This window comes from Pseudonocardia sp. ICBG1142, assembly GCF_020496255.1.
In the GTDB taxonomy this organism is placed as follows: domain Bacteria; phylum Actinomycetota; class Actinomycetes; order Mycobacteriales; family Pseudonocardiaceae; genus Pseudonocardia.
On sequence record NZ_JAHLJC010000024.1, the window covers coordinates 1 to 13,604 of the forward strand.

The following is a 13,604-nucleotide window of genomic DNA, read 5'->3' on the forward strand; positions in this document are numbered from 1 at the left end:
GTCGAGCCAGTCCCTATCTGGCTCGGGGTCCCGGGGACGTGTACTCCACGCGGCCACTGACCATCTTCGTCGACTGCAAGGGTGGTCGCCAGGGTGGGGACCAGGCGGTGGAATGGGCCGAGGAGATGGAGGCCCTGGGCCTGCACCGGCGCGGGTCGGGATCTTCCCGTTCGTTGACCGGCTCAACATGTGGCGGCTCCCCCCACGCCAGCTCCAGGCGTCCCTACACGCCCTGGCGAAGACTGAGCATCGCTTCTATGACGTGCTGCAGCGGGGTCTGCTGCACCTGCTCATCGATGCGCCGGAAGAAGGCCTCCGTCTGACTCGGTGGCGCTGCTGAAGCGGCTAACGAAGAAGTGGCTGACGGAGACCTGGGAGAAGTACCCGGTGGAGTCGGCTGCTGTGCGGGCGTTGACGGCGTCGTCGGGGTCGGGGCCGTCACCGTGGCGGCGGACCTGATGCTGTTCAGCGAGTTGTTCCGGGCGCTGGGGGACGACTTCGACGCCGGGCGGCCCCTCACTGACTTCGATGCCTTGTATGTGTTGGTGCCGGGTTCGATTGACAGGGTTGTGGCGGAGGCGAAGGCAGCGGTGCTGCTGGAGCTGCTGATGTATGAGTTGTCGCAGCAGCCGCGGCAGACGTTGTTCATCGTGGATGAGTTTTCGGCGATCACGGGGAAGCTCACCGGGAGTCTGACGAATCTGGTGGAGCGGATTCGGGGGATGGGCGGGGCTTGCATCCCGTCGGCGCAGTCCTATTACGGGTTCGGGGACACCGAGGACGAACGAGAACGGCTCTTGTCGGCGATGGGTGGGGGAATGCTCATCGGCCGGACGGAGGCGGCGGAGCCGCTGGCGAAGCGGTTTGGGTCTCGCAAGGTCGGTGAGGCCGGGTTGCAGTTGTCGGAGTCTGAGTTCACGGGAACCGGGAGTCTCCGGCGGCAGGATGCCTATCTGTTGGACCCGAACCGGGTGCGGCAACTCCCCGACGGGCATTGGATTTATACGAACTCGGAGAAAGTTACCTACGGGGTCGTGAAGCCGGTGGATAAGACGAGGAGGCTTCCGAGCAAGGTTATCACCGGGTCGGCGAAGCGGAATCTGCTGGTGGCTGGGCATGCGAAGCAGCCAGTCGCACTGCTCAAGGGCCGGGACAAGACTCTGGAGGAGCAGATTCCGGGGTGGAAGAAATGAGCACCCTGTCCCGGGAGGCGGCTGCGCAACGCCTCAAAGTCTCACCTGCGGCGAGCCCCCAGGTCCTGCACTCCGCCTACCGGAAGGCAGCCAGGGAGCACCATCCCGACATCGGTGGTTCGAAGACGGACTTTCAGGACATCTGCGATGCCTACACCTACCTTCTTTCCGAAGCGTGGGTGGACACTCCAGAAGAGTCACGGGAAAACCCAGTGCCGGGCATCGGGCCGGTGGTCTGGGTCCGCAGCAAGTTCACCCTCCTCGCAATCGTCATGGGGATGGTCGAGGCGGCGGTGCTCATCCTGATCCCCTTACTCTTCGGGGTCCCGTTCTACGGGGCTGTCACAGTCCTGGTCGCGGGCGCAGTGATTATCCGTCTGGCCTATCTCGCGATAGGTCGACCACTGAGTAAGAAGACAGGCCAGGAAGCAGTGAACAGTGATCCAGGATGGGATACTGGACCACTCCCCACGATGACGGCTGAGCGGGTGGAGAGGTTCGAGCGGGGCGGTTACTAGCGTTCCTTCTCGGCAGAGCAGGGCGGGTCTCGTAGAGGGCTCGCCCTGCTTTGCGTGTGGATCGCGCAATTATTGTGTTGGAGGCTTCCGTTGAACGGTCGGGCTCTGGGCGGCGCGGCGGGCTGGGTGGACCTGGCGGCGGAAGCGGCGTCCTCGGTGGGGTCGGGGTCGGCGCTCGGTGCAGGGCTCGCCCTTCACCGCTGAGCAGGTGGGGCAGTAGGCGGTCCCGATCTCCCAGGGGACTCGCATGCCTCGGTCGATAGCCACGACGCCACTCTAGGGCTGGAGCGACACCCCGTGTGAGCTGCGTAGATACACAGATGCCCCCGCCGGGGCGGGGGCATCTGGTTCACTGTGAGCTGAACACAACACAAATGAATGGTCAGGGTAGCGGCCAGACGCTCCCGGGCACCAGCGACACGCTCGTCACGCTCCCAGATGCATCGAGAACTGGGTAACCAAACGTCCCGGCCCAGGGTCCGGTCCCTCAGAAGGTAAAAACCTGCAGCTGGACCAGATCAGCAGCAGCCGTTGCTCCACAGGATGGAGCGGAACACGGCAGGCCCAGGCTGACCCCCGCAGAGGGGGTGCGCATCGGACGTGTTCAACGCAGTAGCCGATGCGACAGACTGACTGGACATCCCGCCCTGGGGCATCAGTAACGCGGTGCCCGGGACACGCGACCGAAGCAACCGACCGACGGCAGAACAGCCGCGACCGTTCGATCCGAGTCTCCCCCCTACCCGGTCAACCTTGCGCATCCGCGCGCCGTTGACCGGGTAGGGGGGGGGCTCCCTTCGCTGCCCTCCCTCCGGCAGGGAGGACAAGCTCCTACGGAGCCCAGCGAGCCCCGAGCCCAGCGAGCCCCGAGCCCAGCGAGCCCCGAGCCCAGCGAGCCCCGAGCCCAGCGAGCCCCGAGCCCAGCGAGCCCCGAGCCCAGCGAGCCCCGAGCCCAGCGAGCCCCGAGCCCAGCGAGCCCCGAGCCCAGCGAGCCCCGAGCCCAGCGAGCCCCGAGCCCTTGCGAGCGTCCACTCAGCATGATCTAGTGCATAAATGAAACGTTTTCTTCGTGCAACTACTGTGACTATTCTGCTATTTATGGCGGCGCTAGGAGCGAGTTCGAGTCCTGCACTGGCTTCCGATTTAAAATCTCCGACTCAGGGGGCATCCCTTTCTTGGGGATTTACTTCAGAAAAGTTCGCTAACCGCCCGCGTCATATCGCGGGCTACACCATCCATGCGAAGCTCCGCATGAGCGAACGCGATATCGGAGAGAAAGAAGTGAACGCGCTGGTTCGTTTCGGACCAGAGGGGATCAATCAAGGAGATGGAACCTGGAAGATTATGGAGGCGGATACTCCATTCGCCGTGGTTATTAACGGGAGTGGCTGGGTCGTCACAGTCCACCCGGTGATTTGAGGGTGAAATGATTACCAAGCGAGAAGTGTCAGTAACGCTGGAACTGGATACGTCTGGCGATGTGGCCTACCTTCGTTTCGAAAGGCTGTCTGCGGACGATGCACGTCGAGTTCGCACAGCTTTAGTGGAAGATCGACAAGGCGTCATGTACGGAGCGTTGGATTTTGAGAACGAAGGAAAAGGCCGGATGGTAGGTCTGGAGATTCTGAACGCGTCGAAGCGGTTGCCGGGTAGATGGCTCAGCGAAGGCGAGAATGGGGAATGAAGAAGGCGGTAGGTGGACTGTTGGTTGCAGTGGGAGTCTTGTTGTCAATTACAGGCTCAGCCGCTGCGGGAGAGAGCAGGAAGGAGGGCTCGGGGCAGTCTTGTGTGGTGTATGCGCCGAAACAGTATGAGTGTTTCTCTAACAATGCCGAGGCGAACGCGGCAGCGGATGCTCACAGTGGAAACCGAACTCCCCAGGAGTATCAAGGAGGAGCGTTCGATTGCGCCTGGGGATGGCTGTGTCTGTACGGATCGACGGGCGGCAACGGTCGGCGGCTGATATTCAGTGACGAGCACTGGCACAGGCTGGATGATTATGGTTTCGGAGGGAAAGTGAAGTCGTGGAGAAACAATCAGCTTTGTCCAGATGACGGAATGCTCGGCGATGGGGTGGGAGGCGTACTCGTGCTAGAAGGGTGCGGCAGGACAGCAGCAATGGACCCGTATTGGTCAAACGCTGCAATCCATGTGCATGGGTGAACTGTGCTGAGATCATCTCTCCGATGATGGGCTGAGCGGGTGGAGAGGTTCGAGCGGGACGGCTACTAGCGTCCCTTTCTCAATCAGGCAGGGCGGACCCCGATAGGGGTCCGCCCTGTTTGTGTGTAACGGGCTTGTCTTGGAGGTTCTTTCGGCCCTGTCCGTCATCTGGGCGGAGCCAGACCTGGCGGCCCACCGAATGCAAGGGTGGGGTGTCCCTTGCATTCGGTGGGGGGTCAGGTATCCCTTGTGGCAGATGATGGACAGGGCCGGGAGGACCGTAGCCCCTGTCCGGAGTCTGCCGGGGTTCGGGGCGGCGAGCGCCCGACCCCCGGAGGGCCCCCGGAGGGCCCCCGGAGGGCCCCCGGAGGGCCCCCGGAGGGCCCCCGGAGGGATTCCGCCGAAGGCGGAACAAAGAGCGAAGATCAAAGGCAGACGCTCGCCGCTGGGCAGGCTCCGGACAGGAGGACAAACCCGGCTGAATAGCACTCGGCTAGTGCACGGTTCCTCCCCCTGGAATCGGGGTTGGGGGCCTCCTGCCCATCACCTGCCCAAAGGGATACCAGACCTTTGCCAGGGGGCAACCCGAACCCCATGGGTTGCCCCCTGGCAAAGCCCTGGTCTGGCTACGCCCAGGTGACGGACAGGAGGCCCCCAACCCCTAGGGTGCGCCCTCCGGGCGCGCCCCACACACCGCGACCTCACGGCCACTCCATCGGAGCATGGACAGAGAAGAGGGGGTTGGTATACGGTGTGAAACACCTTGGAAAGGACATTGAAAACCCATGGCTAGTGCCATGGGTGAAAAACAGGGGTTTAAGCGGTGGGGGAGGGAGTTGACCTGCGGTTTCGTGGGGGGCCTTCCCGCCGCCACCGCGCGACACCTCACTCCCTCTGCTTCGCGACGAGGAACTGAGGTGTCGCGCGGTGGCGGCGGGAAGGCAAGTCAACAAGATCAAAAACAAGATCAAAAACAAGATCAACAGACAGGGGGTTGGCAAGGGGGTGTGGCTGAGAGGGGCGTGCGGTACGTAGAGGGGAGAGAAAAAAGAGCACCAATGAAGGGGTAAAACCGAATGGCTACGCAGAAGGCAACGGCACACAGAAGGCCAGCGAAGGCGAAGCCGAGCAGGGCAGAGCCCCAGACAGACAGAACAGCACAAAACAACAAGAACCCCATGCAGGGGCAGTGACCAGAGCATGAAGCAGAACATGATCCAGATAGGAGGCCAGGCAATGCCAGAAGAAGCACAGCCGAAACGAGCGAAGCGAAGCGACGCCGGAACAGCCCGCAGGACAGCACGAGATGCCGAACTCATGGAGTGGATGGCGCACATGTACGGCATCCCCATGGACCTCCTCCAGCACCACCTGAACGTCACAGAAGAACGAGCCCGGCAGATTGTGCGGCGTTGGGAACAGGCGGGCTGGGTCAAGCGTGACTACGTCGACGCGGGATCAGCCTGGGTGTGGCCGACAAAGGCAACCACAGATCAATTCCTAGGATGGAACGCGCGGGAATGGAAACCCCGCCCCACTACAGCGGCACATACCCGTGCAGTGGCGGCAGTCCGGGCGCGCCGAACAGGGTTCGCGTTGGACCGGTGGGAATCCGAGCGAAGCCTATGGCATGAACACGGCTGGCGTCTCAAAGACGAGGAATACCCACACATGCCAGACGGAGTCGAGATTCTAGAGAACGGAAACCGCGTGCTGATTGAGGTCGAGCTGACGGCAAAAGCTCGAACTCGGTACCTCTCTAAGGAGAGAGAGTCGGGAACAGGTGGGGTGAACTTGCATGACGGGTTATTGCCAGAGATTCAAAGGAGAGCACGGGATTTGAACTGTTCAGGTATCGCCTATTGGTGTTCGCCGGTGGCTTTGCCGGTGATCGAGGATGTGACGAAGGAGTACAGCGTTCGAAGCGAGATTCAGATGAGGAATTCCCCCAATCCGCAACGATTGGGAGAGAAATTCCAGTTTCATGTCAGAAGCTTGGAAGAGGAGGTTCCTGCATGGCAACCGAAGGGTTGGGTTCGGCGCCTGAAGGTAGGTGGAGAGTGATGGAGTGGCCAGCATGGGCGCAGGGAAGTATTGCCGGGATACTTCTCGCGGCGATAGTCGCGGCGGGAGTGGTCTTGCTGCCGGGGATCATCCTGGGTGCTGGGATCGTGGCGGGTGCTTCGTTGAAGGGATGGCATCCGTCCCGGCTGCGGAATGTGTTCTTCGTGGTGCTCGGGGCGAGTGTGATTGCGGCGTGGTGGGTCGATGACTGGTTCGCGCCACTCACAACAATGAAGACGGCCATCGAGCAGGCGTGGGCGGGGATGTGGTGGCACGCATTCGTGAATGCGACCGGTGGCACGTTGCTGCTGTCGTGCTTGGGGGCGTGGATATGGTGGCACCGCTATACGCGGCGGATGCGATCCGGAAAGGAAGGAGTGAAGGGTGAGCGGCATGTGTATCGGCAACAGAAGCGCCAGGAATGGAATGCCAGGCTGCGGGCGAAGCATGAGATCACACCACTATCGAGAGGGCAGAGAGTGATCCTGGGTCACAAGTATGAGGACGTGTATCCGCATCCGGAGCTGTTGGGACAGGCGGTGGGGAAACGGAACGCACCATATTTTGATGTTCCAATGGAACGGATTAAACGGCATATGGCGGCGGTGGGGTCGACGGGGTCGGGGAAGTCGACGACGTTGATCCGGCTCAGCTGCGGATGGACAGAAGCCGCGTGGAGCACCTACCGGGAGTCGAGCCAGTCCCTATCTGGCTCGGGGTCCCGGGACGTGTACTCCACGCGGCCACTGACCATCTTCGTCGACTGCAAGGGTGGTCGCCAGGGTGGGGACCAGGCGGTGGAATGGGCCGAGGAGATGGAGGCCCTGGGCCTGGCACCGGCGCGGGTCGGGATCTTCCCGTTCGTTGACCGGCTCAACATGTGGCGGCTCCCCCCACGCCAGCTCCAGGCGTCCCTACACGCCCTGGCGAAGACTGAGCATCGCTTCTATGACGTGCTGCAGCGGGGTCTGCTGCACCTGCTCATCGATGCGCCGGAAGAAGGCCCTCCGTCTGACTCGGTGGCGCTGCTGAAGCGGCTAACGAAGAAGTGGCTGACGGAGACCTGGGAGAAGTACCCGGTGGAGTCGGCTGCTGTGCGGGCGTTGACGGCGTCGTCGGGGTCGGGGCCGTCACCGTTGGCGGCGGACCTGATGCTGTTCAGCGAGTTGTTCCGGGCGCTGGGGGACGACTTCGACGCCGGGCGGCCCCTCACTGACTTCGATGCCTTGTATGTGTTGGTGCCGGGTTCGATTGACAGGGTTGTGGCGGAGGCGAAGGCAGCGGTGCTGCTGGAGCTGCTGATGTATGAGTTGTCGCAGCAGCCGCGGCAGACGTTGTTCATCGTGGATGAGTTTTCGGCGATCACGGGGAAGCTCACCGGGAGTCTGACGAATCTGGTGGAGCGGATTCGGGGGATGGGCGGGGCTTGCATCCCGTCGGCGCAGTCCTATTACGGGTTCGGGGACACCGAGGACGAACGAGAACGGCTCTTGTCGGCGATGGGTGGGGGAATGCTCATCGGCCGGACGGAGGCGGCGGAGCCGCTGGCGAAGCGGTTTGGGTCTCGCAAGGTCGGTGAGGCCGGGTTGCAGTTGTCGGAGTCTGAGTTCACGGGAACCGGGAGTCTCCGGCGGCAGGATGCCTATCTGTTGGACCCGAACCGGGTGCGGCAACTCCCCGACGGGCATTGGATTTATACGAACTCGGAGAAAGTTACCTACGGGGTCGTGAAGCCGGTGGATAAGACGAGGAGGCTTCCGAGCAAGGTTATCACCGGGTCGGCGAAGCGGAATCTGCTGGTGGCTGGGCATGCGAAGCAGCCAGTCGCACTGCTCAAGGGCCGGGACAAGACTCTGGAGGAGCAGATTCCGGGGTGGAAGAAATGAGCACCCTGTCCCGGGAGGCGGCTGCGCAACGCCTCAAAGTCTCACCTGCGGCGAGCCCCCAGGTCCTGCACTCCGCCTACCGGAAGGCAGCCAGGGAGCACCATCCCGACATCGGTGGTTCGAAGACGGACTTTCAGGACATCTGCGATGCCTACACCTACCTTCTTTCCGAAGCGTGGGTGGACACTCCAGAAGAGTCACGGGAAAACCCAGTGCCGGGCATCGGGCCGGTGGTCTGGGTCCGCAGCAAGTTCACCCTCCTCGCAATCGTCATGGGGATGGTCGAGGCGGCGGTGCTCATCCTGATCCCCTTACTCTTCGGGGTCCCGTTCTACGGGGCTGTCACAGTCCTGGTCGCGGGCGCAGTGATTATCCGTCTGGCCTATCTCGCGATAGGTCGACCACTGAGTAAGAAGACAGGCCAGGAAGCAGTGAACAGTGATCCAGGATGGGATACTGGACCACTCCCCACGATGACGGCTGAGCGGGTGGAGAGGTTCGAGCGGGGCGGTTACTAGCGTTCCTTCTCGGCAGAGCAGGGCGGGTCTCGTAGAGGGCTCGCCCTGCTTTGCGTGTGGATCGCGCAATTATTGTGTTGGAGGCTTCCGTTGAACGGTCGGGCTCTGGGCGGCGCGGCGGGCTGGGTGGACCTGGCGGCGGAAGCGGCGTCCTCGGTGGGGTCGGGGTCGGCGCTCGGTGCAGGGCTCGCCCTTCACCGCTGAGCAGGTGGGGCAGTAGGCGGTCCCGATCTCCCAGGGGACTCGCATGCCTCGGTCGATAGCCACGACGCCACTCTAGGGCTGGAGCGACACCCCGTGTGAGCTGCGTAGATACACAGATGCCCCCGCCGGGGCGGGGGCATCTGGTTCACTGTGAGCTGAACACAACACAAATGAATGGTCAGGGTAGCGGCCAGACGCTCCCGGGCACCAGCGACACGCTCGTCACGCTCCCAGATGCATCGAGAACTGGGTAACCAAACGTCCCGGCCCAGGGTCCGGTCCCTCAGAAGGTAAAAACCTGCAGCTGGACCAGATCAGCAGCAGCCGTTGCTCCACAGGATGGAGCGGAACACGGCAGGCCCAGGCTGACCCCCGCAGAGGGGGTGCGCATCGGACGTGTTCAACGCAGTAGCCGATGCGACAGACTGACTGGACATCCCGCCCTGGGGCATCAGTAACGCGGTGCCCGGGACACGCGACCGAAGCAACCGACCGACGGCAGAACAGCCGCGACCGTTCGATCCGAGTCTCCCCCCTACCCGGTCAACCTTGCGCATCCGCGCGCCGTTGACCGGGTAGGGGGGGGGCTCCCTTCGCTGCCCTCCCTCCGGCAGGGAGGACAAGCTCCTACGGAGCCCAGCGAGCCCCGAGCCCAGCGAGCCCCGCGAGCCCCGAGCCCAGCGAGCCCCGAGCCCAGCGAGCCCCGAGCCCAGCGAGCCCCGAGCCCAGCGAGCCCCGAGCCCAGCGAGCCCCGAGCCCAGCGAGCCCCGAGCCCAGCGAGCCCCGAGCCCAGCGAGCCCCGAGCCCAGCGAGCCCCGAGCCCAGCGAGCCCCGAGCCCTTGCGAGCGTCCACTCAGCATGATCTAGTGCATAAATGAAACGTTTTCTTCGTGCAACTACTGTGACTATTCTGCTATTTATGGCGGCGCTAGGAGCGAGTTCGAGTCCTGCACTGGCTTCCGATTTAAAATCTCCGACTCAGGGGGCATCCCTTTCTTGGGGATTTACTTCAGAAAAGTTCGCTAACCGCCCGCGTCATATCGCGGGCTACACCATCCATGCGAAGCTCCGCATGAGCGAACGCGATATCGGAGAGAAAGAAGTGAACGCGCTGGTTCGTTTCGGACCAGAGGGGATCAATCAAGGAGATGGAACCTGGAAGATTATGGAGGCGGATACTCCATTCGCCGTGGTTATTAACGGGAGTGGCTGGGTCGTCACAGTCCACCCGGTGATTTGAGGGTGAAATGATTACCAAGCGAGAAGTGTCAGTAACGCTGGAACTGGATACGTCTGGCGATGTGGCCTACCTTCGTTTCGAAAGGCTGTCTGCGGACGATGCACGTCGAGTTCGCACAGCTTTAGTGGAAGATCGACAAGGCGTCATGTACGGAGCGTTGGATTTTGAGAACGAAGGAAAAGGCCGGATGGTAGGTCTGGAGATTCTGAACGCGTCGAAGCGGTTGCCGGGTAGATGGCTCAGCGAAGGCGAGAATGGGGAATGAAGAAGGCGGTAGGTGGACTGTTGGTTGCAGTGGGAGTCTTGTTGTCAATTACAGGCTCAGCCGCTGCGGGAGAGAGCAGGAAGGAGGGCTCGGGGCAGTCTTGTGTGGTGTATGCGCCGAAACAGTATGAGTGTTTCTCTAACAATGCCGAGGCGAACGCGGCAGCGGATGCTCACAGTGGAAACCGAACTCCCCAGGAGTATCAAGGAGGAGCGTTCGATTGCGCCTGGGGATGGCTGTGTCTGTACGGATCGACGGGCGGCAACGGTCGGCGGCTGATATTCAGTGACGAGCACTGGCACAGGCTGGATGATTATGGTTTCGGAGGGAAAGTGAAGTCGTGGAGAAACAATCAGCTTTGTCCAGATGACGGAATGCTCGGCGATGGGGTGGGAGGCGTACTCGTGCTAGAAGGGTGCGGCAGGACAGCAGCAATGGACCCGTATTGGTCAAACGCTGCAATCCATGTGCATGGGTGAACTGTGCTGAGATCATCTCTCCGATGATGGGCTGAGCGGGTGGAGAGGTTCGAGCGGGACGGCTACTAGCGTCCCTTTCTCAATCAGGCAGGGCGGACCCCGATAGGGGTCCGCCCTGTTTGTGTGTAACGGGCTTGTCTTGGAGGTTCTTTCGGCCCTGTCCGTCATCTGGGCGGAGCCAGACCTGGCGGCCCACCGAATGCAAGGGTGGGGTGTCCCTTGCATTCGGTGGGGGGTCAGGTATCCCTTGTGGCAGATGATGGACAGGGCCGGGAGGACCGTAGCCCCTGTCCGGAGTCTGCCGGGGTTCGGGGCGGCGAGCGCCCGACCCCCGGAGGGCCCCCGGAGGGCCCCCGGAGGGCCCCCGGAGGGCCCCCGGAGGGCCCCCGGAGGGATTCCGCCGAAGGCGGAACAAAGAGCGAAGATCAAAGGCAGACGCTCGCCGCTGGGCAGGCTCCGGACAGGAGGACAAACCCGGCTGAATAGCACTCGGCTAGTGCACGGTTCCTCCCCCTGGAATCGGGGTTGGGGGCCTCCTGCCCATCACCTGCCCAAAGGGATACCAGACCTTTGCCAGGGGGCAACCCGAACCCCATGGGTTGCCCCCTGGCAAAGCCCTGGTCTGGCTACGCCCAGGTGACGGACAGGAGGCCCCCAACCCCTAGGGTGCGCCCTCCGGGCGCGCCCCACACACCGCGACCTCACGGCCACTCCATCGGAGCATGGACAGAGAAGAGGGGGTTGGTATACGGTGTGAAACACCTTGGAAAGGACATTGAAAACCCATGGCTAGTGCCATGGGTGAAAAACAGGGGTTTAAGCGGTGGGGGAGGGAGTTGACCTGCGGTTTCGTGGGGGGCCTTCCCGCCGCCACCGCGCGACACCTCACTCCCTCTGCTTCGCGACGAGGAACTGAGGTGTCGCGCGGTGGCGGCGGGAAGGCAAGTCAACAAGATCAAAAACAAGATCAAAAACAAGATCAACAGACAGGGGGTTGGCAAGGGGGTGTGGCTGAGAGGGGCGTGCGGTACGTAGAGGGGAGAGAAAAAAGAGCACCAATGAAGGGGTAAAACCGAATGGCTACGCAGAAGGCAACGGCACACAGAAGGCCAGCGAAGGCGAAGCCGAGCAGGGCAGAGCCCCAGACAGACAGAACAGCACAAAACAACAAGAACCCCATGCAGGGGCAGTGACCAGAGCATGAAGCAGAACATGATCCAGATAGGAGGCCAGGCAATGCCAGAAGAAGCACAGCCGAAACGAGCGAAGCGAAGCGACGCCGGAACAGCCCGCAGGACAGCACGAGATGCCGAACTCATGGAGTGGATGGCGCACATGTACGGCATCCCCATGGACCTCCTCCAGCACCACCTGAACGTCACAGAAGAACGAGCCCGGCAGATTGTGCGGCGTTGGGAACAGGCGGGCTGGGTCAAGCGTGACTACGTCGACGCGGGATCAGCCTGGGTGTGGCCGACAAAGGCAACCACAGATCAATTCCTAGGATGGAACGCGCGGGAATGGAAACCCCGCCCCACTACAGCGGCACATACCCGTGCAGTGGCGGCAGTCCGGGCGCGCCGAACAGGGTTCGCGTTGGACCGGTGGGAATCCGAGCGAAGCCTATGGCATGAACACGGCTGGCGTCTCAAAGACGAGGAATACCCACACATGCCAGACGGAGTCGAGATTCTAGAGAACGGAAACCGCGTGCTGATTGAGGTCGAGCTGACGGCAAAAGCTCGAACTCGGTACCTCTCTAAGGAGAGAGAGTCGGGAACAGGTGGGGTGAACTTGCATGACGGGTTATTGCCAGAGATTCAAAGGAGAGCACGGGATTTGAACTGTTCAGGTATCGCCTATTGGTGTTCGCCGGTGGCTTTGCCGGTGATCGAGGATGTGACGAAGGAGTACAGCGTTCGAAGCGAGATTCAGATGAGGAATTCCCCCAATCCGCAACGATTGGGAGAGAAATTCCAGTTTCATGTCAGAAGCTTGGAAGAGGAGGTTCCTGCATGGCAACCGAAGGGTTGGGTTCGGCGCCTGAAGGTAGGTGGAGAGTGATGGAGTGGCCAGCATGGGCGCAGGGAAGTATTGCCGGGATACTTCTCGCGGCGATAGTCGCGGCGGGAGTGGTCTTGCTGCCGGGGATCATCCTGGGTGCTGGGATCGTGGCGGGTGCTTCGTTGAAGGGATGGCATCCGTCCCGGCTGCGGAATGTGTTCTTCGTGGTGCTCGGGGCGAGTGTGATTGCGGCGTGGTGGGTCGATGACTGGTTCGCGCCACTCACAACAATGAAGACGGCCATCGAGCAGGCGTGGGCGGGGATGTGGTGGCACGCATTCGTGAATGCGACCGGTGGCACGTTGCTGCTGTCGTGCTTGGGGGCGTGGATATGGTGGCACCGCTATACGCGGCGGATGCGATCCGGAAAGGAAGGAGTGAAGGGTGAGCGGCATGTGTATCGGCAACAGAAGCGCCAGGAATGGAATGCCAGGCTGCGGGCGAAGCATGAGATCACACCACTATCGAGAGGGCAGAGAGTGATCCTGGGTCACAAGTATGAGGACGTGTATCCGCATCCGGAGCTGTTGGGACAGGCGGTGGGGAAACGGAACGCACCATATTTTGATGTTCCAATGGAACGGATTAAACGGCATATGGCGGCGGTGGGGTCGACGGGGTCGGGGAAGTCGACGACGTTGATCCGGCTCAGCTGCGGATGGACAGAAGCCGCGTGGAGCACCTACCGGGAGTCGAGCCAGTCCCTATCTGGCTCGGGGTCCCGGGACGTGTACTCCACGCGGCCACTGACCATCTTCGTCGACTGCAAGGGTGGTCGCCAGGGTGGGGACCAGGCGGTGGAATGGGCCGAGGAGATGGAGGCCCTGGGCCTGGCACCGGCGCGGGTCGGGATCTTCCCGTTCGTTGACCGGCTCAACATGTGGCGGCTCCCCCCACGCCAGCTCCAGGCGTCCCTACACGCCCTGGCGAAGACTGAGCATCGCTTCTATGACGTGCTGCAGCGGGGTCTGCTGCACCTGCTCATCGATGCGCCGGAAGAAGGCCCTCCG

At 62.1% G+C, this 13,604-nt stretch carries 13 protein-coding genes; all 13 read left to right on the forward strand.

What is annotated here, in order from left to right:
* Positions 1-356: 356 nt before the first annotated feature.
* Positions 357-1,193, forward strand: coding sequence for a TraG/TraD/VirD4 family protein (locus tag KPL59_RS13675; protein WP_226361018.1), 837 nt, complete (start codon positions 357-359; stop codon positions 1,191-1,193).
* Positions 1,190-1,711, forward strand: coding sequence for a J domain-containing protein (locus KPL59_RS13680; protein WP_226361019.1), 522 nt, complete (start codon positions 1,190-1,192; stop codon positions 1,709-1,711). Before KPL59_RS13675 ends, KPL59_RS13680 begins: the two co-directional genes overlap by 4 nt.
* A gap of 1,053 nt (positions 1,712-2,764) precedes the next feature.
* The gene (locus KPL59_RS13685) at positions 2,765-3,130 is read left to right on the forward strand and encodes a DUF4258 domain-containing protein (RefSeq protein ID WP_226361020.1); all 366 of its coding nucleotides are present in this window, start codon (positions 2,765-2,767) and stop codon (positions 3,128-3,130) included.
* Positions 3,131-3,155: 25 nt separating this feature from the next.
* A complete protein-coding gene (locus KPL59_RS13690) occupies positions 3,156-3,395 on the forward strand; it encodes a DUF2283 domain-containing protein (RefSeq protein WP_226361021.1) in 240 nt (79 codons plus the stop codon).
* A complete protein-coding gene (locus KPL59_RS37685) occupies positions 3,392-3,874 on the forward strand; it encodes a peptidase inhibitor family I36 protein (protein WP_226361022.1) in 483 nt (160 codons plus the stop codon). The genes KPL59_RS13690 and KPL59_RS37685 overlap by 4 nt, the downstream gene beginning before the upstream one ends.
* A 1,200-nt stretch (positions 3,875-5,074) precedes the next feature.
* Positions 5,075-5,938 (forward strand): hypothetical protein, encoded by an 864-nt coding sequence (locus KPL59_RS13700; RefSeq protein WP_226361023.1) that lies wholly within the window; start codon positions 5,075-5,077, stop codon positions 5,936-5,938.
* A complete protein-coding gene (locus tag KPL59_RS13705; protein ID WP_226361024.1) occupies positions 5,890-7,824 on the forward strand; it encodes a hypothetical protein in 1,935 nt (644 codons plus the stop codon). The genes KPL59_RS13700 and KPL59_RS13705 overlap by 49 nt, the downstream gene beginning before the upstream one ends.
* Positions 7,821-8,342 carry a J domain-containing protein gene (locus KPL59_RS13710; RefSeq protein ID WP_226361019.1) on the forward strand — a complete coding sequence of 174 codons (522 nt, stop codon included), beginning with the start codon at positions 7,821-7,823 and terminating at the stop codon, positions 8,340-8,342. Before KPL59_RS13705 ends, KPL59_RS13710 begins: the two co-directional genes overlap by 4 nt.
* Before the next feature lie 1,078 nt (positions 8,343-9,420).
* Entirely contained in the window at positions 9,421-9,786 is a 366-nt protein-coding gene (locus KPL59_RS13715; RefSeq protein WP_226361020.1) for a DUF4258 domain-containing protein, read from the forward strand.
* Between the two features lie 25 nt (positions 9,787-9,811).
* Positions 9,812-10,051: a DUF2283 domain-containing protein gene (locus KPL59_RS13720; RefSeq protein WP_226361021.1), complete on the forward strand. Its 240-nt coding sequence runs from the start codon at positions 9,812-9,814 to the stop codon at positions 10,049-10,051.
* Entirely contained in the window at positions 10,048-10,530 is a 483-nt protein-coding gene (locus KPL59_RS37690) for a peptidase inhibitor family I36 protein (RefSeq protein ID WP_226361022.1), read from the forward strand. Before KPL59_RS13720 ends, KPL59_RS37690 begins: the two co-directional genes overlap by 4 nt.
* Positions 10,531-11,730: 1,200 nt before the next feature.
* On the forward strand, positions 11,731-12,594 hold the full coding sequence (locus KPL59_RS13730; protein WP_226361023.1) for a hypothetical protein: 864 nt from the start codon (positions 11,731-11,733) through the stop codon (positions 12,592-12,594).
* The coding region (locus tag KPL59_RS13735) for an ATP-binding protein (protein WP_226361025.1) at positions 12,546-13,604 on the forward strand (1,059 nt) is incomplete at its 3' end. The genes KPL59_RS13730 and KPL59_RS13735, both read left to right, overlap by 49 nt.